This window comes from Aequoribacter fuscus (assembly GCF_009910365.1).
Classification (GTDB): domain Bacteria; phylum Pseudomonadota; class Gammaproteobacteria; order Pseudomonadales; family Halieaceae; genus Aequoribacter; species Aequoribacter fuscus.
The window spans coordinates 290,697-317,425 of the sequence record NZ_CP036423.1 but is presented as its reverse complement, the minus strand read 5'-3'; the positions used below and the strand labels follow the sequence as shown (position 1 = coordinate 317,425).

Annotated in this window: 14 protein-coding genes; 11 read left to right on the top strand and 3 right to left on the bottom strand. The window is 53.1% G+C overall.

What is annotated here, in order from left to right; genetic code table 11:
* Positions 1-96: 96 nt before the first annotated feature.
* On the top strand, positions 97-2,766 hold the full coding sequence (locus tag EYZ66_RS01395) for a TonB-dependent receptor (RefSeq protein ID WP_009575563.1): 2,670 nt from the start codon (positions 97-99) through the stop codon (positions 2,764-2,766).
* Between the two features lie 231 nt (positions 2,767-2,997).
* A complete protein-coding gene (locus EYZ66_RS01390; RefSeq protein WP_009575562.1) occupies positions 2,998-5,175 on the top strand; it encodes a PQQ-dependent dehydrogenase, methanol/ethanol family in 2,178 nt (725 codons plus the stop codon).
* A 102-nt stretch (positions 5,176-5,277) separates the two neighbouring features.
* Here the strand turns inward: EYZ66_RS01390 and EYZ66_RS01385 are convergent, their stop codons facing one another.
* Positions 5,278-6,780 carry an MFS transporter gene (locus EYZ66_RS01385; RefSeq protein WP_160195562.1) on the bottom strand — a complete coding sequence of 501 codons (1,503 nt, stop codon included), beginning with the start codon at positions 6,778-6,780 and terminating at the stop codon, positions 5,278-5,280.
* Between the two features lie 574 nt (positions 6,781-7,354).
* Between EYZ66_RS01385 and EYZ66_RS01380 the strand changes: the two genes are divergently transcribed.
* Both EYZ66_RS01380 and EYZ66_RS01375 read left to right on the top strand, forming a co-directional pair.
* Entirely contained in the window at positions 7,355-10,375 is a 3,021-nt protein-coding gene (locus tag EYZ66_RS01380; protein ID WP_008293723.1) for a Tn3 family transposase, read from the top strand.
* Between the two features lie 148 nt (positions 10,376-10,523).
* The gene (locus EYZ66_RS01375) at positions 10,524-11,168 is read left to right on the top strand and encodes a saccharopine dehydrogenase family protein (RefSeq protein WP_050793485.1); all 645 of its coding nucleotides are present in this window, start codon (positions 10,524-10,526) and stop codon (positions 11,166-11,168) included.
* A gap of 205 nt (positions 11,169-11,373) precedes the next feature.
* Here the strand turns inward: EYZ66_RS01375 and EYZ66_RS01370 are convergent, their stop codons facing one another.
* Positions 11,374-12,897, bottom strand: a complete 1,524-nt coding sequence (locus EYZ66_RS01370; protein WP_009577216.1) for an arylsulfatase — start codon at positions 12,895-12,897, stop codon at positions 11,374-11,376.
* 192 nt (positions 12,898-13,089) lie between these two features.
* Here EYZ66_RS01370 and EYZ66_RS01365 point away from each other — a divergent pair, with 192 nt between their 5' ends.
* Entirely contained in the window at positions 13,090-13,854 is a 765-nt protein-coding gene (locus tag EYZ66_RS01365) for an FCD domain-containing protein (RefSeq protein ID WP_009576012.1), read from the top strand.
* Positions 13,855-13,874: 20 nt separating this feature from the next.
* On the opposite strand, the gene EYZ66_RS01360 is transcribed toward EYZ66_RS01365, so the two are convergent.
* Entirely contained in the window at positions 13,875-14,813 is a 939-nt protein-coding gene (locus tag EYZ66_RS01360; protein ID WP_009576011.1) for a LysR substrate-binding domain-containing protein, read from the bottom strand.
* Between the two features lie 180 nt (positions 14,814-14,993).
* Here EYZ66_RS01360 and EYZ66_RS01355 point away from each other — a divergent pair, with 180 nt between their 5' ends.
* The 6 genes from EYZ66_RS01355 to EYZ66_RS01330 all read left to right on the top strand — a co-directional run bounded on the left by EYZ66_RS01355 (position 14,994) and on the right by EYZ66_RS01330 (position 26,660).
* Positions 14,994-17,381 (top strand): pyruvate formate lyase family protein, encoded by a 2,388-nt coding sequence (locus tag EYZ66_RS01355; RefSeq protein ID WP_160195561.1) that lies wholly within the window; start codon positions 14,994-14,996, stop codon positions 17,379-17,381.
* Complete coding sequence (locus EYZ66_RS01350; protein ID WP_160195560.1) at positions 17,371-18,345, top strand: glycyl-radical enzyme activating protein; 975 nt, start codon at positions 17,371-17,373, stop codon at positions 18,343-18,345. Before EYZ66_RS01355 ends, EYZ66_RS01350 begins: the two co-directional genes overlap by 11 nt.
* Before the next feature lie 86 nt (positions 18,346-18,431).
* Positions 18,432-19,952 carry an acetaldehyde dehydrogenase ExaC gene (gene exaC, locus EYZ66_RS01345; RefSeq protein ID WP_116369214.1) on the top strand — a complete coding sequence of 507 codons (1,521 nt, stop codon included), beginning with the start codon at positions 18,432-18,434 and terminating at the stop codon, positions 19,950-19,952.
* Between the two features lie 169 nt (positions 19,953-20,121).
* Positions 20,122-22,053 carry an acetate--CoA ligase gene (acs, locus tag EYZ66_RS01340; RefSeq protein WP_009575565.1) on the top strand — a complete coding sequence of 644 codons (1,932 nt, stop codon included), beginning with the start codon at positions 20,122-20,124 and terminating at the stop codon, positions 22,051-22,053.
* Positions 22,054-22,189: 136 nt separating this feature from the next.
* A complete protein-coding gene (locus EYZ66_RS01335; protein WP_050793400.1) occupies positions 22,190-23,881 on the top strand; it encodes a class I adenylate-forming enzyme family protein in 1,692 nt (563 codons plus the stop codon).
* A gap of 109 nt (positions 23,882-23,990) precedes the next feature.
* Complete coding sequence (locus EYZ66_RS01330) at positions 23,991-26,660, top strand: TonB-dependent receptor (RefSeq protein WP_009575563.1); 2,670 nt, start codon at positions 23,991-23,993, stop codon at positions 26,658-26,660.
* Positions 26,661-26,729 lie beyond the last annotated feature (69 nt).

The window sequence follows — 26,729 nt, the reverse complement described above, 5'->3', positions numbered from 1 at the left end:
TAATTGAGCAGGCCAAACATTCTGCGCCAAGTTGCGTCCCCATATACTCGCAACGAGAACTGCAAAATAATATCAACCATATTAGGGAGTCCTATAATGAGTAAAAGCTGTTCTTTTCCCAAAACCGCCCTGTCACGCTCCGTTATGCTCGCCAGCGTCGTGGTCTCCGGCACGCTAATCGCCCCCAATCTAGCCAGTGCCCAATCCGGCCCAGCAGCCCTTGAGGAAGTTGTCGTTACTGCAACGAAGCGTAGCACCAGTGTCCAAGATGTGCCGATAGCTATCACTGTCATGACGTCAGAAACCCTTGAGAATGCCGGGGTGAATGACATACTGGCACTTGAGCGAGTGGCACCCAGCTTCAATATCAATACATCTGATTCAGCGACAGGTGGCGTCGTACTCAGAGTCCGGGGTGTTGGCACCACGGGCAACAACATCGGATTTGAAAGTTCCGTTGGGGTTTTTGTCGACGGTTTCTATCGGCCCCGGCCAGGCGGCGTTCTCGGAGATCTGGTAGACATAGAGCGCATTGAGCTGTTGCGGGGGCCTCAGGGCACCTTGTTTGGTCGGAATACCTCGGCTGGCGCATTGGTCATCCACACCAAGCGTCCGGACCTGGAGAGATTTGGCTATTTCGGCAACCTGACCACAGGCAACTATGACCTCGGCGCTGGCCAAGTTGGCGTCAACATGCCGCTTATAGAGGACACTCTCGCGTTAAAAGTGACCGGCTCTATCCGAAAGCGCGATGGCTTCATTGATGGCGGCTTTGGCGGTGACAATATCAGTCGCGATCGAAGCTCGGTCCGGGCGGATATGTTGTGGAATGCCGAAGAAGCAGGCGAACTGCGGGTAACTGCCGGCTATGGAGAGGGTGACGACAAGTGTTGCCTCGCGGTTTGGCGCAATGACTCGCAGTTCCTCCTTGATAACGTATTACCTTATGTGGATCCCGAACTTGGTCTTGGCGAAAATGCGGGCGTTCCACCCGACCTCGTCGGTAGAGACGCGCTGGATGATTCAAAAGCTGTTGATGACTTTTATCGCAACCCCAGTCGAGGTTGGGGGATCACCGTCGAGTACAATGTAGAAACCCCTCTTGGCGATTTGACCTATTTGGGCGGGTATAACGAAGGATTCGCTGACTCCGAGCGAGCGGACTATACGCAGAACGCGATTTACTCTGTTGGTGACACGCCAGCCGGCCGCGCGCTTAATCCTGAGCGCGACTACAAGTCCATGAACGGTACCGAAACCGAAGCTTATAGCCACGAAATTCGGTTAAATGGACTGGCCTTCAATGATCGATTGGATTGGATGGTCGGCGCCTACTACGGTTATGAGGAGTTGGATCAGAAATACACACTCCAGTTTGAGGAGGAGATGCAAATTGGCTGGAGTATTGGTGCATTTGGTCAGCCCACATGGAATGAGCTGAATTTTGTCTCCGGTGGAGTAGACGCCGTATCAGACTTCGGTTCTCCCCATGCTTCCCAGGAAAGCGAAACCTGGTCGATCTTCACCCACAATGTGTTCTCCGTGACCGACAAACTCGATGTAACTCTGGGCTTGCGTTACGTTAAGGAAGAGAAAGACGGTTCAATGCAGGAGCAGGTAGACGGACAGCATAACGCCTGTTTCGCGAGCTTTGAGAACTTGGAAAACAGCATACCCTTCTACAGCGTAACGCCAGGATTGAGTCTTGGCCGCCTAGGGGCCGCCATCACGACCAACTGCTGGGTGTTCACAGCACCCTTCTATGATCCGGATGATCCGGATGACTTCTTTGTACCGTATGCGACTAACCCCGCTACCGCGTGGTTAGTGGATTTCATGCCGCGGCCCTTTGATGAAAAATTTGAGGATGAAGAGCTGACATATACCGTCAATGGCACCTATCACCTTAATGACAACACCAATGTTTATGCCAGCTTCACGCACGGATTCAAATCAGGTGGATTCAATCTTGATGTATCCTCAGGTGCAGGCGGCGATGATCCACGGTTTGACTCTGAAACCGTGGATGCCTTTGAAGTCGGCTTAAAAACCGATTTCTGGGAAAATCGCGCCCGGGTGAATATGGCAATTTTCTACCAGGACTTCGAGGACTTCCAGGTACTTGAGTACGATGGCACACGGTTCCAGACGTTCAATGTCCCCAAAACAAAAAGCCAGGGTGTCGAGGTAGAATCAACTGTGCAGTTTACTGAGAGCTTCGGCATGAACCTGGGTATAACCTATACGGACGCTGAGCACCCCAGTGACTGCTCAACCTTTAATCCCAATGCATCAGACTTCTCATCCCAAATCCTGCCTTTGTGCGGCGCTCCGTTAACCAACTCCTCTGAGTGGGTCGGTGTACTGTCTGCGAACTACTATCAACCCGTCTTTGATGGCAACTGGGCCTTTTTCGCCTATGGCTCGGCTCGCTATGAATCAGAGAGAAGAACCAGTACCCTGCCCACCGAACGGCCTAACGTTGCAGGATTGACAACTGAAGCAGAGGTCAGGGCGGCCGTAGACGCTGCAGTTCCTCTGCCGGGTGACATCCAGGATTCGAACACCAAGGTTGACCTGCGATTCGGCCTGACTATGTTGGAGCACAAAGTGTCGATTGAGGTCTGGGGGAACAATGTGTTTGATGAGCGTACCAAGTTCAACACGTTCAACATCCCCCTTCGAGGCTTTACCGGCGATCGCGCCCGAGGCCAGTTTGTCCAGGAGCCTAGGACATACGGCCTGACTTTAAGAAAGGACTTCTGATGGTCCTGCGGCACCATCCCTGCTTGCCCGGCTGATTTCAGCCGGGCTTTTTTACGTTTGGCGAACGGATGTTACAGTGGGATATGCCTTGTCCAGTAAAGTTTTCAAGTAGAAGCAATCATCTAGGACAAATAGGCTTCGCCGGCACACTTTGTTTTGATTCCATAAAGTACCCAATCAATGTTCAAGTTGGCGATCTGGTAGGGAACCGGTCCCGAAAAGGAGTTATCTATGCTATATCGTAGTGGCTTGCGGTGGACGAACGGGCCCAACCGCACAGTACATATGATACTTCGGTTATCGCTGATTAGCGTCTTAGCAACAAGTTTTTCGATACAACTATGGGCAAGTTCTAAGTCACCCTCTTCAGTGGGTATTGAAAAGTCTACACGCAATATAGACACGGCTCGGATTGCTTCCCCGTCGGAAAGTAATTGGCTCAGCTATGGGCTTGATTATGATGAGCAACGATATAGCCGCCTGGCCCAGATAGACAGCGACAACATCACCGACCTTGGCCTCGATTGGCACTTCGATACCGATTACAACCGCGGGTTGGAGGCAACTCCGCTGGTAGTTGACGGCGTCATGTATGTGACCGGCAACTGGAGCGTTGTGTATGCGCTGGATGCTTCCGATGGCAGATTGATCTGGCGCTACGACCCAGAAGTACCTAAGGAGTGGGGGAAAATGGCCTGCTGCGACGTCGTGAATCGAGGCGTGGCCATTTATCAAGGAAAGGTTTTTGTCGGCACGTTAGATGCCCGTCTGGTGGCTCTCGAGGCTTCAACCGGCAGGGTCCTATGGGACATAAAGACGGCAGACACATCCAAGTACCCGTACACCATAACCGGAGCGCCCAGAGCCGCAAAGGGCAAAGTATTTATCGGGAATGGAGGGGCAGAATTCGGTGCCAGGGGATTTGTGAGCGCATACGATGCGGATTCAGGCGAACTGGTGTGGCGCTTCTATACGGTGCCAGGCAACCCCGAAGTCGGCCAGGAAAGCGAGGCACTTGAACAGGCTGCATTAACATGGACGGGAGAGTGGTGGAATGCCGGTGGCGGTGGCACCGTCTGGGATTCTATCGTTTATGACACTGATCTGGATCAACTCTATATAGGTGTTGGAAACGGGTCTCCCTGGAATAGGCGGGTAAGAAGTCCGCAGGGAGGCGACAATCTATTCCTCTCGTCGATCGTGGCACTTGATCCAGATACCGGCGCATATATCTGGCACTTTCAGGAGACCCCCGCTGAGACATGGGATTACACGGCCACTCAGCCCATCATGCTAGCAGAAATGAACTGGCAAGGTACGGCGCGCAGGGTGATATGGCACGCTCCCAAAAATGGCTTTTTCTTTATCATTGATCGGGAAACAGGTCAGCTCCTGTCCGCCGAACCCTTCGCAGAAGTAACCTGGGCTAGCCACTATAACCTGGCTACTGGCCGGCCGGTGGAAGTGCCCGGGATGGATTATTCTACCGAATCACAGTTCGTCGCGCCCTCTCCCTATGGGGCTCACAACTGGCACCCCATGTCCCATCATCCTGGAACAGGGCTGGTGTACATACCCACACTAGAGATCGACTATCTTTTCGAAGGCAACTCCAAGCCTCACCAATGGGGCCAATGGAACACGAATACCACCTACTCTGCCGATCTTATGGGAGATGATGCGCAGGACCAAAAAGACATCAGGCAGGCTGCCAGGGGCTTCTTAACGGCCTGGAATCCGCGTGACCAAAAAGCTGCCTGGCGCGTGAACCGTGATCTTGCGTGGAATGGCGGCACGCTCTCGACGGCCGGCGACCTGGTCTTTCAGGGCCGAGGGGATGGATATTTTGAAGCTCTTGATGCCCGTTCCGGGGCGTCACTGTGGACATTTCCAACCCAGGCGGGGATTGTAGGATCCCCGATAACTTATGCTATCGACGGCGTGCAATATGTAGCGGTGACCGTGGGTTGGGGTGGGATTTTGGGTCAAACCTATGGGCTGGATCTTGGCTCAGGGCTACAGCCTCCTCCCAGTCGAGTTCTGGCCTTCAAGGTAGGCGCGGGCCACGAACTGCCTCCGCTCAAGCCCGCCAGGAAACGACCAAAGCCCCCACCCAGAGTGACGGATGATATGAGTATCCTCAGCCAAGGCGCAGCTATCTACGCGGAATATTGTCAACGATGTCACGGACAGTTTGCCGTCAGTAACGGCCGCATTCCTGACTTGCGGCGCAGCGCTGAAGCTGTCTACAGCGCCTTCAATGTTATTGTGCTTGACGGTGGCTTGGAACAGCTGGGAATGCCGGCGTTTAAGGACGTACTGTCGTCGGACGACGCTCTATCACTTAAGGCATACCTGATCGATGCAGCGAATGATGACTGGGAGCAGCGACCCGTAAGTGCACAGTAAAGCGCCCCCAGAGGCAGGGGCAGGTGCTGGCTTGGATCAGATCTGGAACATCGAGGCATCCATACGGGATCCGATATATACCGATTAGCCAGTCCACCGGAACTACGTTGCTGATTCCCCTAGTTGTCTGGACCTCAGAGCAGCTTGGACTTCCCTGCTCCGTTCTCGGCTAACGCCCAATCGAGAGACCATCCACAAGGGAATGACCAGGATAATTGTCATTACAGGGCCAATCACGATACCAATGGAGGTAAGGATTGATTCCGGCACAGCTCCGGGAGCCATCGTTGCCTCAAGGCCAATGATATCCAGAAAGGGACCCACAAAAATGTAGCCAAATCCCATCACAAACTTCTCGGCAAAGGCCGCTACTGCAAATAGCACACCTTCTTGTCGACGTCCGGTGCGAAGTTCATGCTCGTCAGCAATGTCAGCCAGAATGGAGTGGTGTGAAATCGTGCGGAGTATGGAAAGAAAGGTATTAATTGTTCCCTGAATATATAGAAGCGCAAATAGAAAGAGAGTCCCGTTTTCAGGCGCCCAGTCCGTCATTCTGGCGACAATCAGCCAGGGAGTATTGATAATAAAGCCGATTACGGCAAATTTCAGGATAGTTTGTTTCTCCCAACGTTCAGATAGGTACTTCGTCGCTGGAAAGATAAGTCCTGCGGCCACCAGAGAGCCCGTCGAGAGAACAGACAGTTCGCCGACACTGACCTCCCAGTAGTACGTCATCGTAACCATAAACAACGCAGCGGTTATTCCAAAGGTGGCGCCGACACAGAGGTCCAGTACGATGAGCCTTCTAAAATTACTGTCATGGAAGGTCTCAATTGCATCACGAAGCACACCCATCGCGCCGGGGGTTGGCCGGTGACGGTTACCGACGGCGATTAGACGTGGGATGAAGCGCCATGTTCCCCTTATACAAGCAAAGCAGAAGATAATGACAATAATGCAGCATACCCACCCGTACTGCGTATAGTTTTCGACAATGAAACGACCATCTTGATCGTTCGTGCCTACGAAAAGAAGAGGTAATGCAATAACTGGTAGTAACATACCTGCGATCCAGCCGATGTTGGTTCTAAAGCTAACGATTGACGTACGTTCAGCATAGTCGTCGGTAATCTCTGCGCCCATTGCACCAAGCGGGATCCAGATCATCGTAAGAAAGGTTCTCAATAGAACTACAGAGACCAGTAACCAAGCGAACAAAGGCCATTGTGTGCCCTGTACAGCTTCGATAGGGTTAAAGATCATGACAAAGGACAGTCCAAGGGGTATGGTCCCGGCGATTAACATCGGGTGGCGTCGGCCCAATCTGGTGCGCAAGCGGTCAGACCATGACCCGATCAATGGATCCGATACAGCGTCCCACATAACACTGATGAATATCGCTAAGCCCGTCAAGGTGCCCGATAACCCCAACACCTGTTTGTAGAAGAGAAGAACGAACATGTTGAACGTGACATTCTTCACGGCGAGCGCCATGCTCCCGCCTCCGTAAAGGAACTTTTCAATAGTGGTGATGTGGTTGCTTACCGGCCCCGCTACGGGCTGTGTACTCGCTGAAGCAGCTGTAGTATTTATATTTTGGTTCATCGCTATTTCTTCAACTTTATCGGAGGCTCAAACCCATTACGCCGGGCGTACCTCCATCTCGTTATCGTTTTTACTGGCGACGTGTCTACTGCTTGACACTTGTATTTGACGCTATCTGATCCGTGCAGACATTGAACCTTTGAATTTTGATGAACCTCGCTGGTTTCTTATTCCATCGTCGGAGGTATCAGACAGTCGCGCTCCATTGTCCGGCGTGCGCCAACAAGGGTGAATGACCGAAATGGTCAAATCGTGACTTAATTGATCATCTTCAAAAATAGCCATGCCAGTTGAAACTGACAGACCTAAGACGATATCTCGACATCACATGGATTCGAGAGACAGTGTTGCTGAACTGAGGAGCACTTACGTAAATTTCTGCCGCTGTTGCTTTCGCCATGCTCCAGGTGCTATTCCTTCCCTTCTCTTGAATGATCGAACAAGGGGTCCTAGGGATTTTGCCTCCAAATATTGCAAAAACCGCCGGAGGCCCCGCCATCCGTGGGCTGCAGGGGGCTATTAGTTTCTAATGCGCTGAGAAATTCGGTATCTTCTTCGACCTTTAGGTCAAAGAATGAGCAGAAACAAGCGGCTATCAATCCTCACTGCTGCCGAGGTCGAGGATCTATATGGCGTCCCATCCTTCAATGAGTCATACCAGCGATTCTACTTTATGCTGAATGACAAAGAACTAGCGGAGATATCGAGAATAAGGCAACGCAAATATCGTTGTGTGGCGATTGCTTTGCTGGGCTACTTCAAATGCAAACCGGTCCTGCTTAACCCAAGGTACAAATCAATGCAGGACGACTTGGTATTCATAGCCCGATTTCACTATAGGGACCTTACCTTCAGGCGTTTTAGCCTGAAACCTGACCAAAAATCCCGTATCTATGCGCGTGTTCTATCGATCGTCGGCGTCAGCAACTGGAACGATAAAAGACATCAGCCACAGCTTGTCGAGCACTTGTGTACCTGTGCTGAAAGCTGGGTGGAGCCCCGAGCAGTCTTTGACGCTGCAATCGAATATTTGGCTCGCCAGAAAATCGCAATTCCCGCCTATAGTACGCTGCAGAAGATCGTCAGTCAGGTTATTGGCCAGCACCAGAAACGATTGCATGACCAGATCGACGCCGCTTGCAGCCAAGGTCTATCAACTATGTTGCTCACACTGGTTTCCGGTGAAGGCCAGTTTACATTCCAGCAACTACGCCAGAGCGCCCGCAATTTTACCGGCACCGAGTTGCAAAAAGAAATAGCCGTGTATCACCATATTCAGCCGTGGATGACGGATGTGACGACTGTACTCGAGTCACTTTCTCTCTCTCAGAAAAACCAGCAACACTATGCCGAACGGGTTGACTACTACGGAGCCAAACTTAAACGTCAATCGCTTGCTAACCAGCGCCTGTACTTGCTGTGCTATCTGCAGTCGCGGCACCAGCAGGGCCTGGAACGTATTGCGGAAGGGTTCATACATCACCTCCGGCAAGTGAAACAACGTGCGCATCAAATGGCCCAAGAACGGGTCTATCGGGATTGGCAAAAGGCAGCTCGCAATGTGAGCAAAGCTGCTGATATCTTACACCTGTTCGTTGATGACAGCATCGATCCTGATACGTCGTTTCAAGCTGTACAGCAACGGGCGTTCCAGTTTCTCAATGTCAGCGACCTGAACTCAGTCTGCCGATACCTGAGTAATCAGAAACAGTCGGCGGAGGAGGCATTTTGGCAGCACCTGGATACGGAGTCCACATTGCGAGCCGGACTGTTGCGTTCGCTCTTTTGCTGTCTGCGTTTTGACGGTACCGACAAAACGCGGCGGTTAGCCGGGGCCCTGGCCCAAGCTCGGTTGGATTTGGTCGCCGGTAATAGGCTCGGCGATGTCAGCATTGATCAGCGTTTACTACCGAAAGCCACACGGCCATTGCTGTCGAAACCCGATGGCAGTATAGACAAATCCAAGTATGAATGGTTTTTGTATCTGCAGATACCCAACCGCTTAAACGGCCAGTTGACGCTGCCGGAAGTCATTCGATATCGGGCGTTAGAGGATGATCTCGTGAAGCCAGAGATCTGGAAAAACCAGAAGGGGTCCTTGGTGGAGGGCACTCAGCAACCCAATATCAGCGAGGATCCGAAACGTCTGATTCCACGCATGGCGGATGAGCTGACCCTTCGGTTGCACGAAGTCAGCCACTATTTGGAGCGTTCAGATACCAGGGACGTAATTTTGCGACCGAAAGACGGCAAACATCACTGGCGGCTGCCTACAGCCAGCAAGAAGCACCTAGTGAATAACCCGTTCTTCCAGCAAATGAAAGCGGTCAGCATCGCCGATGTATTGCGCGTAGTGGATCGGGATACCGGGTTCATTGACGACTTCCAACATGTGCTGGGCTTGAGCTCGAAAAGCCGTCAGTACGAAGTGGATCTGCTGGCGATACTGATTGCCAATGCCACTAATCAGGGCATCTATGGCATCGCGCAGATTTCTGACTGCACCTATGAACAACTCAGCACTATCCAAGCGAACTACCTTCGGTTGGAAACCCTGAATGCGTCCAATGACCGCATCAACAACGCCACTACACGACTGAGTATCTTCAAGCACTACAACATTCAGGAAGATATTCTGCACGCCAGTGCCGATGGTCAGAAGTTCGAAGCCAAACGCGAGACATTCCGCACGCGGTACTCCTCAAAATACTTCGGGACCAGCAAAGGCGTGTCCGCGGTCAGTCTGAATGCCAATCATATGGCCATCAATGCCCGGGTAATCGGGGCCAATGAGCATGAATCCCATTACATCTTTGACCTGTTGATGAACAACAGTACTGAGATAGTCCCCGACATGCTCTCAACTGACACTCATGGAGTAAACCATGTGAACTTTGCCCTGCTCGACCTGTTCGGATATCGGTTCGCACCTCGATATGCCCAGGTCGGCAGGGTCATCAATGAACTATTCAACATCACCGAAGACAAGAACCAGCAAGTGCATATATCGTTGCGCAAGCCGATCAACACGCAGCGTATCATGGCTCACTGGGACACCATCCAGCGGATTGCCGTCTCTTTGGCTCAGCGCAAGACCAGTCAGGCCAGGTTAGTGCGTAAACTATCCGGTTACAAGCACAATCACCCATTACTGGAGGCATTGACCGAATATAACCGGCTGCTGAAAGCCCAATATCTGCTGAACTACATTGACGACGCCAGCCTTAGAAATCACGTTCAGCGAGCGTTGAACCGGGGTGAAGCCTATCACCAGCTGAGACGGGCGATTAGCCACGTCAATGGCGACCGATTCCGGGGTAATAGCGATGAGGAGATCCAGATCTGGAACGAAAGTGCCAGACTGGTGGCAAATGCCATCATCTACTTCAACTCAAAAGTGCTCAGTAATCTGCTGGACAGCTTTGAGGATCAAGGCAATGCAATGTCTCTGGAAACAGTAAAGCGGGCCTCACCTGTAGCCTGGGAGAATATCAACCTCCGGGGTAGATACACATTCGCACCGACAGGTGAATTGCCAAAACTTGAGGATTTAATGGAATCGATTGATGGCTACCGGCCGACAATCGATAAGTAATGGGCCTCCAGAAACCACAGCTGGCGCGGCCTGCAGCGGTTTTTGCAATATTTGGAGGCAAAATCCCTAGGACCCCTACTTCTTGCAACTGCACGCACTATCGCAATACTCTGAGCCCTTTTCGAGAGTCAGGGGAAGAGTCAGGAGCATGGAGGGTTCCTGGTCTGGAGGCACTCTCGCGAGCTTTAGATCCACCGTCTCAGTGGTTACCGAAGATCCACAGTTGCTCTCTAGCCTTGTAGATCCCTTTGCACTTACTCCCGGCTATACTGGAGTCAGCCAGCCCCCGGGAAATCAGCCGCATTACGACGACGCTCTACAGACGTGGACCGCCCCCTTTGTCATGGCTGTCATTAATACTAAAACCGTACATCGTTCCAACCATCTTCTCGACCGCATGTACGGGGAAGAATTCGTTTACGATGAAATGTTTGTGACCGGGCCTGGTGAGGAAGGTGAGCAACTAGCAAATGCAATGGCTGCAGATCAATCCATGGCAGAAGACAGCACACCACCGGGTCAAGGTCCTTCTCGCGAGGAAAGAGAACGTGGTATGTACGATATCTTGTTTGCCGGGACTTCAGATAATGGGCGTTTTGCGAAGATCAGCGTTCATGGCGATATGGATCCCGGTTACGGTTCGACTAGTAAAATGATTGCAGAGTGTGCAGTCTGCCTGGCCAAAAACCCTGATCTGGCCGGCGGCGGCATATGGACGCCCAGTGCGGCTATGGGGCTCGACCTGATCAAGCGACTTGAAGATAACGCTGGCCTGCGTTTTGTCATTGAATGATGTGACTGGTCCACTTCAAATTTTCTCTAGGCCTGGTTATTGTAGTACGCTAGGTCCTGGTTCCACTTCTCTACTGAGCACACTCTCCGCTAGCCAGCGGGTTTGCCGCCCAGGCTTGATCACACTCTACAACAAGACCTTATACATAAGGCCTGACCCCGAGGTGGTCTATTGAATTAATGCCTTTGGCAAGCAGTGACGGCTTTTAATTACCACCTTGTATTGCTTTGTCTGCGGCTTGAATCATATTAAAACTAGGCGATTGTCGCTGCGGAAACTCTTCGAAAGTGGCAAGAAATTTTTGAATTTCCAGATAGAATAATCCTGTAACAGCCGGCAAGAGCTCGTCGTACCACTCTACGAAGTATCCACTGTCAATCTCTGCTCTCTCAAGCGGGTCCCTACGAAGATTGTATATGGCAGGTAATCTTCGCTGTGTATATGGCTCATTCCAAACGTCAAATCCCACAGCTCGCTGCTGTGCAAACATACCTTTCCAATCTCCAACTCGAACGGCGGATAGCATTCCCCCATCCGTGAAGTAGAAGAACTCCTTCCGTGGCCCGGTAGCCTGAGCGCCCGTCAAGTGTGGGAGAAAGTTATAGCCATCAAGGTGCACCTTGTACCTCTTGCCGTTGGCAACGTATCCCTCAAGAAGCTTGTCCTTTATTTTAGGTTCTCCTACAGCGGCCAAAATGGTAGGTAACCAGTCGAGGTGTGACATCACTTGATTGGATATGCCGGGTTGAATCCGTTTCGGCCAACTCACAATAGCAGGCACCCTGAAGCCCCCCTCCCAGGTCGTGTTTTTTACGCCACGAAACGGGGTCATGCCACCATCTGGCCAATTATGAAGTTGTGCACCATTGTCCGTGGAATAGAACACCAATGTGTTTTCAGTAATTCCCAGCTCATCCAGCTTGTCCAAAAGAGCACCGACGTGACTGTCGTGTTCCTGCATACCATCGGCGTACACACCCTGCCCCGTCTTGCCCTTCCACTTGTCACTCAGATGGGTGACCGTATGCATACGCGTTGAATTAAACCAGGCGAAGAACGGGACGCCCTTATCATGCGAGTCGTCTATAAAGCGCAGCGTTTCAGCAAGGAACTCAGCATCTACACTTTCCATTCTCTTAATCGTCAGTGGTCCAGTATCCTCCACTTGGCCATCGGCGGATGATCGGACAACTCCTCGAGGACCGAACAGTTGTTTGTATAAGGGGTTCTTCGGGTAATCAGGGTGCTCCGGTGCCTGCTCTGCGTTCAAGTGATAAAGATTGCCGAAGAAGATATCGAATCCGTGTTCAGTGGGCAGAAACTCACTTCGATCCCCTAGGTGATTCTTGCCGAATTGCCCAGTGGCATAGCCGAAGTTCTTCAACAACGCGGCGAGAGTCGGATCCTCTGGTTGTATACCCAGTAAGGAACCTGGCACACCTACTCGGGTAAGTCCGGTACGAACGGGATGTTGTCCCGTAATAAATGCAGATCGACCTGCTGTACAGCTTTGCTCTCCATAGTGATCTGTAAAACGGATCCCATGCTCGGCGATGCGGTCTATATTGGGTGTCTGATAGCCCATTAAGCCATCGTTGTAAGCACTGATATTAAGCCATCCAATATCGTCACCCCAGATCACCAGAATGTTCGGCTTTGACCCAGCCAGTACTGTAACGGGGAGTATCCAAAGTAACGAGGTGATGAGGCTTATTACAAGTCTGTTCATAATACGCTTTTCCTGAATGCTGTGGCTGGCTTATCCCTATCTGCTTGTGTTCGCAGTCTAGACGTTAGCTGGCGATAGACAACCCTTAATTCCTGTGGTAATACCAGTTTGTGTTTCCATTTATTTTCTTTAGAGCTCTATTTGAATGAATACGTCTATAGTTTCTCATTATGTAAAAACTGGTAATACCAGATGATTAGCGCTAACGACCCGTTCTATCAGGATGTGGCCAGGCAGTTGGAAGCCTTGATTCTAGACAGAACATTGCTCCCGGGGAGCAAAATCCCTTCCGAGCGCCAGTTGGCCCAAAGACTCTCTGTATCGCGGCCGGTAGTGCGTGAAGCGCTGAAGGAGTTAAGAGGCAGGGGAATTATCGAGACTCAACGTGGCCGGGGATCCTTTGTATCAGAAATGTTACCGGCAGCGTCCGATCAGTCGCCGCTTCGGCACCTATTTCGAGACCACTCAAGGGCCGTATACGATCTCCTTGAGGTCCGAGAGTTACTGGAGGGACAATCCGCCTTCTACGCTGCTTTACGCCTGACGCCGGCTGATCGCTATCGTATTTCCAAGGCCTATGAAGCAATGGACCATTCGACCTCGGGTGAGATTGACGTGAACATCGAAGCAAAGCTGGATCACAACTTTCATCAAGCGATATCAGAAGCAACCCACAATCCCTTCCTGGCATACACGTTGCGTAGTTTGTCCCAACTGCTATTAGATTCTGTTATCACATCAGTAAATAATCTCTATCATCGGCCAGAACAGCGAATGATGTTGAGTGCACAACATCACTCTATCTTTGTGGCCATTATGGACCAGAAGCCAGATGAAGCACGTGCCGCAGCAGTTCTCCACATTCAGGAAATTCGAAAGAGCCTGCAAGCCATTGAAATGGAAAATCAACGGCTGGAGCGCGCTGGAAAGTGGGAACTAATAAGGGAAAAACAATAGCTTGCAGATTCAGTGTAATCTTAGTTCCTCTGACCTCGAATACTATTTTGGTGTTCAGCAAGCTCGTTGATAAACCATTGATGAAATGGATCTTTAGACCGACTCTTATGCCAGTACAGACGAAACTCAAACCCTATATTGTTGAAAGGCGGATCGAAACGCTGCAGTTCCCCCGATTCAACAAGCGGTAAAACTAGTCGGGTAGACAGCGTGGCAATAAGGTCTGTTGTCGCGACGATCTCAGGAATAGCGAGCGAACTGGCCACCCTGAGACCAATATTCCTTGTAGGCAAGTCACCTCCGACGATGTACTCAACGGGAGTTACTTCTCCAGCTGTTTGACCAGCAGAAAAGCTGGGGCGTGGGACCAGCGACACATGCGGAAGCGACGTGTATTGCTCCAGGGAGAGACTTCCCTTGATGCTCGGGTGACTCTTGGCACAAATAACTGACAGGGTTTCGTCCGCAAAATGAGCCGAATCAAACTCATCGGATAAGACTGGCCCATACTCCAATGCATAGTTCAAACGCCCATCCTTCAAACGCCCAGCAATGTCCGGAATATGGTCAGGATGGAACCGAATCCTAAGGTTTGGAGCCACCGGAAGCAGTATCCCTAGCACATCAGGAGCGAAAACATACTCCGCTGCAATATCCATGGAGATATCCAACGTCCTATCTGATACTTCTGGACTAAAGGTTTGATCGTCGAACGTATGGCTGAGTGACTCCAGAACAGGTGCTATAGCCTCATGCAGCTCCACTGCGCGCTGGGTTGGCTTCAGCCCCCGTCTTGTCCTGACAAATAGATCATCCCTGAAGCTGATTCGGAGACGTTTCAATGCATTACTAACTGCAGGCTGGCTCATACACAACCGTTCCGCCGCCCTGGAAAGCTGCTGCTCCTGCATCAATGCATCAAATATGGGCAAGAGATTCAAATCCTGGTTTCGAAGCACCGACCACCTCTTATTCAAATAACTGATAATACTCTTATATATTATCTATTTGAATTAATATCAACTCCTTGTACTCTTCATAGTATGTGCTTCGTTTAAGACGGGGCGACATGTAAAGCAACCGTAGCTTCAAAAACAATATTAAACTTTTGAGTCAAGCGCTGAGACGCGAGGTGAAATATGAATGCAATTACTAATGTCGTTGGTCAGTCACTGGAAGATGGTGCTCGAGTCGCTCGCCTGAAGAAAGCTGTCGACGAGGCTACCTACGGTGGCTGCATCGAGCGCGCAGTGCTTTGGTCAGAGTATTACATGGATGAGGCCAACGATGGGAAATCTACGGCCGTTCAGATAGCTGAAGCGACACGCCACGTCCTGGCCAACAAAACGGTGAAAATCTATCCTGACGAGCTGATTGTTGGCAACTTCACCGCCAAACGGGTCGCCGGCATCTGTTATCCGGAGTTGGGCGGTCTGGGCATAATGATTGGTGTCGACAAACTACCCACCCGCAAGGTCAATCCTCTCGAGATCAGCGAAGACGAGCAGGCAAAACTCCAGTCATATATTCCGTTCTGGATGGACAAGAATATGGCTTATCTTGCCTTTGACGGGCAGGAAGAGCAGATGCGCTTTGTTAAGGAGCAGAGTGAAGCACTGCAGTACCAATTGTATGAGGCTGGTGGTATTGCTCACCTGGCACCCGGCTACGAGAAAGTGATCAAACTGGGTGCCGAGGGCATCATCGCCGAGGTGGAGGCCTTCGAGGCACAAACCAACGATCCCTCCAAGCTGGACTTCTACCAGTCTGTGAAAATCTCAATGAATGCGCTGGCAGAGTTTGGTGACCGCTATGCGACCGAGGCGCGTAGGCTGGCAGAGGCTGAAGCGGACCCTCAGCGGAAACTTGATCTAGAGCGGATTGCGGAGGTCTGCGCTCGCGTACCACGTTATGGCGCAACCAGTTTCTATGAAGCGGTCCAATCAATGACCCTCACCCACATCGCCATTTTCCAGGAGACAACAGGTGAAACCACCTGTCCGGGCCGCGTGGACCAATTCCTGAATTCCTACTATGAAGAGGATTTGGCGGCTGGACGTATTTCAAGACAAGAGGCGAAAGATATTCTGGGAGCTTTCTGCGTAAAGGTATGCGAAACCATCCCCATGTACTCCGACAAGCTGACCAGCATGCTCGGTGGATTGACCAGCTGGGAGGTAGTGACCATCGGTGGTCAGGACTCCGAGGGCAACGATGCGACCAATGAACTGAGTTTCATTTTGTTGGAGCTCGCCGATGAGTTGCGCATGCGCCAGCCCAACTTCCACGTCCGTCTCCACGAGAACACACCCAAGGCATTCTACGATGAGGTCATCCGGGTGAACTTCGGCCCGGGTTCGGCGCCCGCCATGTATAACGACGAGACCATCATCGAGTCCATGATGAATGTCGGTTATTCCCTGGAGGATGCCAGGGACTATGTCGCCATCGGCTGTGTTGAGCCCACGGCGCCGGGCAAGACCCTGGGTTCCACCGACGCCGGGATGTACAACATGGCCCTGGCCCTGGAAATGGCGCTCAACGAGGGGTGCCAGTTTGGTTCTGACCGACAGATCGGTGTCAAGACACCCCCGGTCTCCAGCATGAAGAGCATGGATGACGTATTGGACGCCTACAAGGTGCAGGTGAAGCATCAGCTGGGCAAGCTGCACGCGGATTTGCAGAAGTGTGAACAGTTCCACGCCAAGCACCACCCCACCCCTCTTACCAGCGCTACACTCGAAGGCTGCCTGGAGCAGGGCGTTTGCTCTACACAGGGTGGCGCGAAGTACAATTTCTCCGGTATCCAGGGCACCGGCATGGCGGTCGTGGCCGATTCCCTGGGGGCCATTGAGAGTGCTGTGTTCGAGGACAAGTGGCTCACCCTTGAGGAGCTGGTCGCTCACCTGAAAGACAATCTCTCGGATGAGGTTGTGCGGACCAGGCTGGAAGGCATCGATAAATTTGGCAACGATATTCCCAAGGCGGATGCCTGGATGAAGTGGGTCGGGGATCACTACTCCGATTCCATTCACGCCCTGGGCAAGAATACCCGCGGTGGCCAGTACCTGGCGGGCGTGTACTCCAACACTTCCCACACCCACTTCGGCGGGCTGATCAATGCCACACCAAATGGCCGTCGTGCCGGCGAGACCTTCGCCTCGGGTTTTGCGCCGGAAAACGGTGCAGACAAGCGTGGCTCCACCGCCTTGATCAATTCGATGAACCGGATCGATTTCAAGAAGTTTGCCAATGGCATCAACTTCAATATCAAGCTGGATGCCTCCAGTTACGAGTGTGACGATGGTAAGAGTGCACTGGGTAGCATGTACAAGGTGTACTTCAAACGGCACGGTATGCAGGTGCAGGCCAATATGCTGGATCCGAAAATCCTGATTGAGGCACGGGACAACCCGGAGTTGCACCCCAACCTGCTGATTCGGGTATCTGGCTACTCGGCGTACTTCAACGATCTATCACCTGAAATGCAGGATGAGGTGATATCCCGGAGCAGTAATGGGGCCTGATGCAAGCCTGATTGATGCGATAGCAGTTACCGAGCCAAGGAAGGCTTCGCTGTACTTCGACATCAAGAGAAACACCCTGGACGACGGGCCGGGTATTCGCAGCGTGGTGTTCTTCAAGGGCTGCCCGCTGTCTTGTACCTGGTGCCAGAATCCGGAAAGCATCAACACCGGTTACGAACTCTCCTATGATGCAGAGAAGTGCATCAGCTGTCACGACTGTGCTGACGCCTGCCCCGAGCAGGCGATCGACCTGAGTTCGCCCGACAAAATCATCCGCGACAAATGCACCCAGTGCTTCAAGTGCGTTGATGTCTGCCCATCCGGTGCTCTGGAGCGCTGTGGCAATGACATCGACATGGATCATCTGGTGGAGAAGGTGCTTGAAGACGAGGCCTTCTTCGAGGCCTCCGGCGGCGGGGTTACTGTCTCCGGCGGCGAGGCGCTGATGCAGATGGATTCGGTCGGCGAACTGTTCTCGCGGCTGAAGCAGCGGAATGTTCACACGCTGATCCAGACAGCGGGCCTATTCAATTACAAGGTATTTGAAAATCTGGTATTGCCCTACACCGACACCATCTACTTTGATCTCAAGTTGATGGACAGCGATGCGCACAAGCAGTACTGCGGCGTTCCCAACCATTCTATTCATGAGAACTTCAGGAAGGTCCAGGCCCTGGCACGGGATTCGGTGATCGAGGTTCTGCCGCGGGTCCCGTTGGTGCCCTTTATCACCGACACGGATGAAAACCTCAGTGCCATTGCTGACTTTATGCTCGAGAACGGCGTAAAGAACATGCAGATCTTGCCGTACAACCCGATTTGGCTCGACAAGCTGCCACGCTTCGGCAGTGTCCAGCGTCTGGACTTCGGTGAAGGGACAGGCAAGTTCATGCCGGACGCGGAGCTTGACCGCTGTACGGAGATTTTTGAGTCCAGAGGTATTCACGTCCATTGTCACAGGTGATGTATCAGCTCAGACAGCCGGCGCCTTCTTGATTTCGCTTTACCTATAACCCATAATCAATCTGTCCATCACATGAGGAAAATAAAATGACGTATGCACAACCCGGCCAGGAAGGATCTGTAGTTTCCTTCAAATCGCGCTATGACAATTTCATCGGCGGCGAATGGGTAGCGCCCGCTGACGGCCGTTACTTCGAAAATGTGACTCCGGTAACCGGCCAGGTGTACTGTGAGGTGGCCCGTTCCTCGGCGGCGGATATTGAGAAGGCCCTTGATGCGGCGCATGCAGCGCGAGCAAGTTGGGGTGCCACCTCGGTAGCCGACCGGTCCAACCTGCTGCTGAAGATCGCTGACCGCGTCGAGCAGAATCTTGAAATGCTGGCGGTTGCGGAGACCTGGGAGAATGGTAAAGCCGTACGCGAGACCCTGAATGCTGACCTGCCCCTGTTTGTAGACCACTTCCGCTATTTTGCGGGCTGCATCAGGGCCCAGGAAGGCAGCGCCGCTGAACTGGATGCGACAACGGCCAGCTATCACTTCCACGAGCCCTACGGCGTGGTGGGCCAGATCATTCCCTGGAACTTCCCCCTGCTGATGGCCGCCTGGAAACTGGCGCCGGCGCTGGCCGCGGGTAACTGCGTGGTCATGAAGCCCGCCGAGCAGACCCCGGTGACCATTCTCCTGGTGATGGAGCTGATACAGGACATTCTGCCCGCTGGCGTGGTTAATATCGTCAACGGCTTCGGGGCGGAAGCGGGGGCGGCACTCTCGCAAAGTACACGCATTGCCAAGCTGGCCTTCACCGGCTCGACGGCGGTGGGTAATGAGATTCTCAAGTGCGCGGCGAACAACCTCATTCCTTCAACGGTTGAGCTGGGTGGTAAGTCACCGAATATCTACTTTGAGGATGTTCTGGACTATGAAGATGACTACCTTAACAAGTGTGCGGAGGGTCTGCTGCTGGGCTTCTTCAACCAGGGTGAAGTGTGTACCTGTCCCTCCCGTGCACTGATCCAGGAATCCATCTATGACCGTTTCCTTGATATCGTGGTTGAGCGTTCAAAGACCATTAAGCAGGGCAATCCGCTGGATCCTGAGACACAGGTTGGTGCGCAGGCCTCCAAGGAACAGTTTGACAAGATCATGAGCTACATGGAGATCGGTCGGCAGGAAGGTGCACAGATTCTGATCGGCGGTGATAGTGCCAACCTGTCCGGTGATCTGTCCGGCGGTTACTACGTGCAGCCGACCCTGATGGCGGGCAAGAACGACATGCGCATTTTCCAGGAGGAGATCTTTGGGCCGACGCTGGGTGTGACCTCTTTCAAGGACGAGGCCGAAGCACTGGCCATCGCCAACGATACTGACTATGGCCTGGGTGCCGGCGTCTGGACCCGCGACATGAATCGCGCCTACCGCATGGGACGGGGCATTCAGGCGGGTCGCGTGTGGACCAACTGCTACCACGCCTATCCTGCGCACGCGGCCTTTGGCGGATACAAGAAGTCGGGTATTGGCCGTGAAACCCACAAGATGATGCTTGACCATTACCAGCAGACCAAGAACCTGCTGGTGAGCTACAGCATCGACCCGCTGGGTTTCTTCTGAGTCCAAACTACTGCCTTAATGGTCTTAATGCCCCTTGGTAATCACCTTGGGGCATTTCTAATGCCAGAAAATTTAGTCTCAACCATTCTCGCCGTGCCAGCTTGAATTTAACCCCGACTTGGTCACGTGTTGAATGGCTCAGTGACCTATCCTTACTACAGGAGTTGGAATGTCCGAGTTTCAGACACACCCAGTACCAGCGAATTTCAAAGACGCGCACATCAACGCCGAGAAGTACCAGGCCATGTACAAGCGCTCCATCGAGGATCCCGAGGGCTTCTTTGGCGAGATGGCCAGTGAGTTCCTGAGTTGGGACCAGCCCTGGGACAGCGTGGTCAACTACGATTTCGTGAAGGGCGAGGCTGCCTGGTTCTCAGGCGGCAAGCTCAATGTCAGCTACAACTGTATCGACCGTCACCTGCCGGAGCGCGCCGACCAGACCGCGCTGATCTGGGAGGGGGATGATCCCGCCGACAGCAAGCACATCACCTATGGCGAGCTGAAGGAACAGGTCTGTAAGCTGGCTAACGTGTTGAAGGCGCGCGGCGTACAGAAAGGCGACCGGGTCTGCATCTACATGCCGATGATTCCCGAGGCGGCCTACGCCATGCTCGCCTGTACCCGCATCGGCGCGGTTCACTCCATTGTGTTCGGCGGCTTCTCGCCCGAAGCGCTGAAGGATCGTATCCTCGATTCCGACTGCCAGACCGTGATCACTGCCGACGAGGGCGTGCGCGGTGGACGCTCGGTACCGCTCAAGGTCAACGCCGACAAGGCGCTGCAGTCCTGCCCCAATGTACACACCTGCCTGGTGGTAGAGCGCACCGGCAATGACGTCAACTGGGTGGAAGGCCGCGACCAGTGGTACCACGAGTTGATGGCTGGCGCCGACGCCGATTGCGCGCCGGAGCCCATGGACTCCGAAGACCCGCTGTTCATCCTCTATACTTCCGGCTCCACCGGCAAGCCCAAGGGCGTGCTGCACACCACCGGCGGCTACCTGCTGCAGGCGGCCATGACCTTCAAGTACGTGTTCGACTATCGCGAGGGCGAGGTCTATTGGTGCACCGCCGATGTGGGCTGGGTGACCGGCCACACCTACATCGTCTACGGCCCCCTGGCCAACGGCGCCATCTCCCTGATGTTCGAGGGCGTCCCCACCTACCCCGATGCCGGCCGCTGCTGGGAAGTGGTGGACAAGCACCAGGTCAACACTTTCTACACTGCCCCCACGGCGATCCGCGCCCTGATGGCGGTGGGCGATGAGCCGGTTACCCGCTCCTCCCGTTCCAGCCTGCGCCTGCTTGGCACCGTGGGTGAGCCTATCAACCCGGAGGCCTGGGAGTGGTACCACCGCGTGGTCGGCGACGAGCGTTGCCCCATCATCGATACCTGGTGGCAGACCGAGACCGGCGCCCACATGATCACCCCGCTGCCCGGGGCTGTAGACCTCAAGCCCGGTTCCGCCACCTTCCCCTTCTTCGGTGTGGAGCTGGCCCTGCTGAACGAAGACGGCTCCGAGGTTGAAGGCGCCGGTTCCGGCTACCTGGTGGTGAAGTCCTCCTGGCCCAGCCAGATCCGCAGTGTCTATGGCGATCACCAGCGCATGATAGACACCTACTTCAGCAACTATGCCGGCTACTACTTCACCGGTGACGGCGCCACCCGCGACGAGGACGGCTACTACTGGATCACCGGCCGTGTGGACGACGTGCTCAACGTATCCGGCCACCGCATGGGCACCGCCGAGGTGGAGAGCGCCCTGGTACTGCACGACAAGATCGCAGAGGCCGCCGTGGTCGGCTTCCCCCACGATATCAAGGGCCAGGGTATCTACGCCTATGTCACCCCGATGGCAGGCGTGGAGCCGGACGACGACTTGCGCGCGGAGTTGATCCAGCTGTGTGTGAAGGAAATCGGCCCCATCGCCAAGCCCGACATTATCCAGTGGGCCCCGGGCCTGCCCAAGACGCGCTCCGGCAAGATCATGCGTCGCATCCTGCGCAAGATCGCCGAGAACGAGCTGGACAGCCTGGGCGATACCAGCACCCTGGCGGATCCCTCTGTGGTGGATCACCTTGTCGCCAACAAGTTATCTTAATTCTCAAAATGCAGGTGATTCTCGATAAGTGATCAGATATATCAACAATTTGGCATTAATGTCATGTATCGATTAGCCCAGTTCTTGATACCAATAGTCCTGACAATAATATGGCAGTGGATGGGCTACAAGGACGATGAATCGACACGACGTGGTGGGAATGGTGACCTCCGAGAAGGCGCCTTGGGAGCTCCAAGAAGTTGAAGTCAAGGGCGCCACGCAAAAGTGGTTTGTAAACGGCCCTCAGTCTCTCCGTCAGCTCTATGAGGACAATCTCAGCGATGAGCCGTTCTATGCCTATGAAGACGAATGCTATACCTTTCAAGAAGTCTATCGAATGGCCGCAAGCCTGGCTCAGCAACTGCAGAGTCGATATGGCGTGAAACATGGGGACCGCGTTGCTATAGCGATGCGCAACTACCCGGAATGGCCCATTGCCCTTGAAGCCATAACGTCCATTGGCGCTATCGCGGTAGCAATTAATGCCTGGTGGCAGCCGGAAGAAATCGACTATGCGTTTAAGCTCACGGGCGTTACCGTGGTCATAGCGGACCAGGAGCGGATAGAACGTATCTCCCACATCGCTCCGGAGTCTACTCCCCATATCATCGCCGTACGTGCAGCCCCGTCAGACTCGACCACTCCAATAGACACACTGACAAGCTCCAACGACCCTATGCCATCGGTAGGTATTCACCCGGACGACGATGCGGTAATACTGTTTACATCCGGTTCAACTGGCCACCCCAAGGGATCCGTATCTACTCACCGCAACATTCTCGCGGCGCTACTTTCGTGGGAGGTCGACTTCGTCACTCATTTCATAATGGAGAACGGCGAATTTGATCAGGAGAAAATAGGAAGCGCAGCAAAATCTCAGAGCACCGCCTTACTGGCAATGCCGTTGTTCCACGTGGATGGACTGCACGCAGTGTTGCTATCTGCCTTCCGCACGCAAAGGAAGATCGTCTCCATGTACAAATGGGATGCGGCCACCGCTGCAGATATCATCGATAACGAAGGCATATCGACCTTTGTTGGGACACCAGCGATGACCGGTGATTTAGTTGAGTATGCAAAACGATCACACAGAAATTTAGAAAGTCTACGCTCAACAGGTGGCGGAGGATCCGCGCGTGCTACGTCCCAGGTGAAGGACATTGGACAATCGCTAAAAAATGCCGCGCCCTTTACTGGCTGGGGAATGACCGAAACCAATTCGATTGGTACCGGTATTTACGGGGCGGACTACCTAAAAAATCCCAACTCGTCTGGCATGTGCTCTGCAGTACTGGAAGTTTCAACGATTGATGAACAGGGCAGCTTTTTGCCTCCTGGGGATCGAGGTGAACTCGTTGTCCGGGGCACCTCTGTAATTCACGGATATTGGAATCAGCCCCAGGCCAACAAAGAGTCATTTGTCGGAGAGTGGTTCCGAACTGGTGATGTAGCCTATATCAATGACGGGCATCTTTATGTGGTCGACCGCATTAAGCAACTCATTATTCGGGGTGGTGAGAACATTGGCTGTGGCGAGGTAGAAGACGCCTTGCTGGATCATCCTGACGTGATAGAAGCCAGCGTTTATGGTGTGCCTGATGAACGTCTAGGAGAAACCGTTGCCGCGACACTTTACATAAGCGCGGATGCAAAAAATGTCGCAATTTCTGACTATCTGCAATCGAAGCTAGCCAAATTCAAAGTGCCTGAGTACTTGAAACTGTGTACAGAGCAATTGCCCAGAATAGCATCCGGCAAGATCGACAAGCGTCGTCTACGCCAAGAGCACATAGGCGATCTGGGTCTGCCTTTTGACAGCCATCAATGAGCAGAACTATCAATAATTGAGCAGGCCAAACATTCTGCGCCAAGTTGCGTCCCCATATACTCGCAACGAGAACTGCAAAATAATATCAACCATATTAGGGAGTCCTATAATGAGTAAAAGCTGTTCTTTTCCCAAAACCGCCCTGTCACGCTCCGTTATGCTCGCCAGCGTCGTGGTCTCCGGCACGCTAATCGCCCCCAATCTAGCCAGTGCCCAATCCGGCCCAGCAGCCCTTGAGGAAGTTGTCGTTACTGCAACGAAGCGTAGCACCAGTGTCCAAGATGTGCCGATAGCTATCACTGTCATGACGTCAGAAACCCTTGAGAATGCCGGGGTGAATGACATACTGGCACTTGAGCGAGTGGCACCCAGCTTCAATATCAATACATCTGATTCAGCGACAGGTGGCGTCGTACTCAGAGTCCGGGGTGTTGGCACCACGGGCAACAACATCGGATTTGAAAGTTCCGTTGGGGTTTTTGTCGACGGTTTCTATCGGCCCCGGCCAGGCGGCGTTCTCGGAGATCTGGTAGACATAGAGCGCATTGAGCTGTTGCGGGGGCCTCAGGGCACCTTGTTTGGTCGGAATACCTCGGCTGGCGCATTGGTCATCCACACCAAGCGTCCGGACCTGGAGAGATTTGGCTATTTCGGCAACCTGACCACAGGCAACTATGACCTCGGCGCTGGCCAAGTTGGCGTCAACATGCCGCTTATAGAGGACACTCTCGCGTTAAAAGTGACCGGCTCTATCCGAAAGCGCGATGGCTTCATTGATGGCGGCTTTGGCGGTGACAATATCAGTCGCGATCGAAGCTCGGTCCGGGCGGATATGTTGTGGAATGCCGAAGAAGCAGGCGAACTGCGGGTAACTGCCGGCTATGGAGAGGGTGACGACAAGTGTTGCCTCGCGGTTTGGCGCAATGACTCGCAGTTCCTCCTTGATAACGTATTACCTTATGTGGATCCCGAACTTGGTCTTGGCGAAAATGCGGGCGTTCCACCCGACCTCGTCGGTAGAGACGCGCTGGATGATTCAAAAGCTGTTGATGACTTTTATCGCAACCCCAGTCGAGGTTGGGGGATCACCGTCGAGTACAATGTAGAAACCCCTCTTGGCGATTTGACCTATTTGGGCGGGTATAACGAAGGATTCGCTGACTCCGAGCGAGCGGACTATACGCAGAACGCGATTTACTCTGTTGGTGACACGCCAGCCGGCCGCGCGCTTAATCCTGAGCGCGACTACAAGTCCATGAACGGTACCGAAACCGAAGCTTATAGCCACGAAATTCGGTTAAATGGACTGGCCTTCAATGATCGATTGGATTGGATGGTCGGCGCCTACTACGGTTATGAGGAGTTGGATCAGAAATACACACTCCAGTTTGAGGAGGAGATGCAAATTGGCTGGAGTATTGGTGCATTTGGTCAGCCCACATGGAATGAGCTGAATTTTGTCTCCGGTGGAGTAGACGCCGTATCAGACTTCGGTTCTCCCCATGCTTCCCAGGAAAGCGAAACCTGGTCGATCTTCACCCACAATGTGTTCTCCGTGACCGACAAACTCGATGTAACTCTGGGCTTGCGTTACGTTAAGGAAGAGAAAGACGGTTCAATGCAGGAGCAGGTAGACGGACAGCATAACGCCTGTTTCGCGAGCTTTGAGAACTTGGAAAACAGCATACCCTTCTACAGCGTAACGCCAGGATTGAGTCTTGGCCGCCTAGGGGCCGCCATCACGACCAACTGCTGGGTGTTCACAGCACCCTTCTATGATCCGGATGATCCGGATGACTTCTTTGTACCGTATGCGACTAACCCCGCTACCGCGTGGTTAGTGGATTTCATGCCGCGGCCCTTTGATGAAAAATTTGAGGATGAAGAGCTGACATATACCGTCAATGGCACCTATCACCTTAATGACAACACCAATGTTTATGCCAGCTTCACGCACGGATTCAAATCAGGTGGATTCAATCTTGATGTATCCTCAGGTGCAGGCGGCGATGATCCACGGTTTGACTCTGAAACCGTGGATGCCTTTGAAGTCGGCTTAAAAACCGATTTCTGGGAAAATCGCGCCCGGGTGAATATGGCAATTTTCTACCAGGACTTCGAGGACTTCCAGGTACTTGAGTACGATGGCACACGGTTCCAGACGTTCAATGTCCCCAAAACAAAAAGCCAGGGTGTCGAGGTAGAATCAACTGTGCAGTTTACTGAGAGCTTCGGCATGAACCTGGGTATAACCTATACGGACGCTGAGCACCCCAGTGACTGCTCAACCTTTAATCCCAATGCATCAGACTTCTCATCCCAAATCCTGCCTTTGTGCGGCGCTCCGTTAACCAACTCCTCTGAGTGGGTCGGTGTACTGTCTGCGAACTACTATCAACCCGTCTTTGATGGCAACTGGGCCTTTTTCGCCTATGGCTCGGCTCGCTATGAATCAGAGAGAAGAACCAGTACCCTGCCCACCGAACGGCCTAACGTTGCAGGATTGACAACTGAAGCAGAGGTCAGGGCGGCCGTAGACGCTGCAGTTCCTCTGCCGGGTGACATCCAGGATTCGAACACCAAGGTTGACCTGCGATTCGGCCTGACTATGTTGGAGCACAAAGTGTCGATTGAGGTCTGGGGGAACAATGTGTTTGATGAGCGTACCAAGTTCAACACGTTCAACATCCCCCTTCGAGGCTTTACCGGCGATCGCGCCCGAGGCCAGTTTGTCCAGGAGCCTAGGACATACGGCCTGACTTTAAGAAAGGACTTCTGATGGTCCTGCGGCACCATCCCTGCTTGCCCGGCTGATTTCAGCCGGGCTTTTTTACGTTTGGCGAACGGA

Bases quoted from the DNA above. Each gene is read 5' to 3' on its own strand.
- EYZ66_RS01390 (WP_009575562.1), top strand. From the start codon at position 2,998: ATGCTATATCGTAGTGGCTTGCGGTGGACGAACGGGCCCAACCGCACA.
- EYZ66_RS01365 (WP_009576012.1), top strand. From the start codon at position 13,090: ATGATTAGCGCTAACGACCCGTTCTATCAGGATGTGGCCAGGCAGTTG.
- EYZ66_RS01395 (WP_009575563.1), top strand. From the start codon at position 97: ATGAGTAAAAGCTGTTCTTTTCCCAAAACCGCCCTGTCACGCTCCGTT.
- EYZ66_RS01385 (WP_160195562.1), bottom strand. From the start codon at position 6,780: ATGAACCAAAATATAAATACTACAGCTGCTTCAGCGAGTACACAGCCC.
- EYZ66_RS01370 (WP_009577216.1), bottom strand. From the start codon at position 12,897: ATGAACAGACTTGTAATAAGCCTCATCACCTCGTTACTTTGGATACTC.
- EYZ66_RS01355 (WP_160195561.1), top strand. From the start codon at position 14,994: ATGAATGCAATTACTAATGTCGTTGGTCAGTCACTGGAAGATGGTGCT.
- acs (WP_009575565.1), top strand. From the start codon at position 20,122: ATGTCCGAGTTTCAGACACACCCAGTACCAGCGAATTTCAAAGACGCG.
- EYZ66_RS01330 (WP_009575563.1), top strand. From the start codon at position 23,991: ATGAGTAAAAGCTGTTCTTTTCCCAAAACCGCCCTGTCACGCTCCGTT.
- EYZ66_RS01380 (WP_008293723.1), top strand. From the start codon at position 7,355: ATGAGCAGAAACAAGCGGCTATCAATCCTCACTGCTGCCGAGGTCGAG.
- EYZ66_RS01350 (WP_160195560.1), top strand. From the start codon at position 17,371: ATGGGGCCTGATGCAAGCCTGATTGATGCGATAGCAGTTACCGAGCCA.
- EYZ66_RS01375 (WP_050793485.1), top strand. From the start codon at position 10,524: ATGGAGGGTTCCTGGTCTGGAGGCACTCTCGCGAGCTTTAGATCCACC.
- exaC (WP_116369214.1), top strand. From the start codon at position 18,432: ATGACGTATGCACAACCCGGCCAGGAAGGATCTGTAGTTTCCTTCAAA.
- EYZ66_RS01335 (WP_050793400.1), top strand. From the start codon at position 22,190: ATGAATCGACACGACGTGGTGGGAATGGTGACCTCCGAGAAGGCGCCT.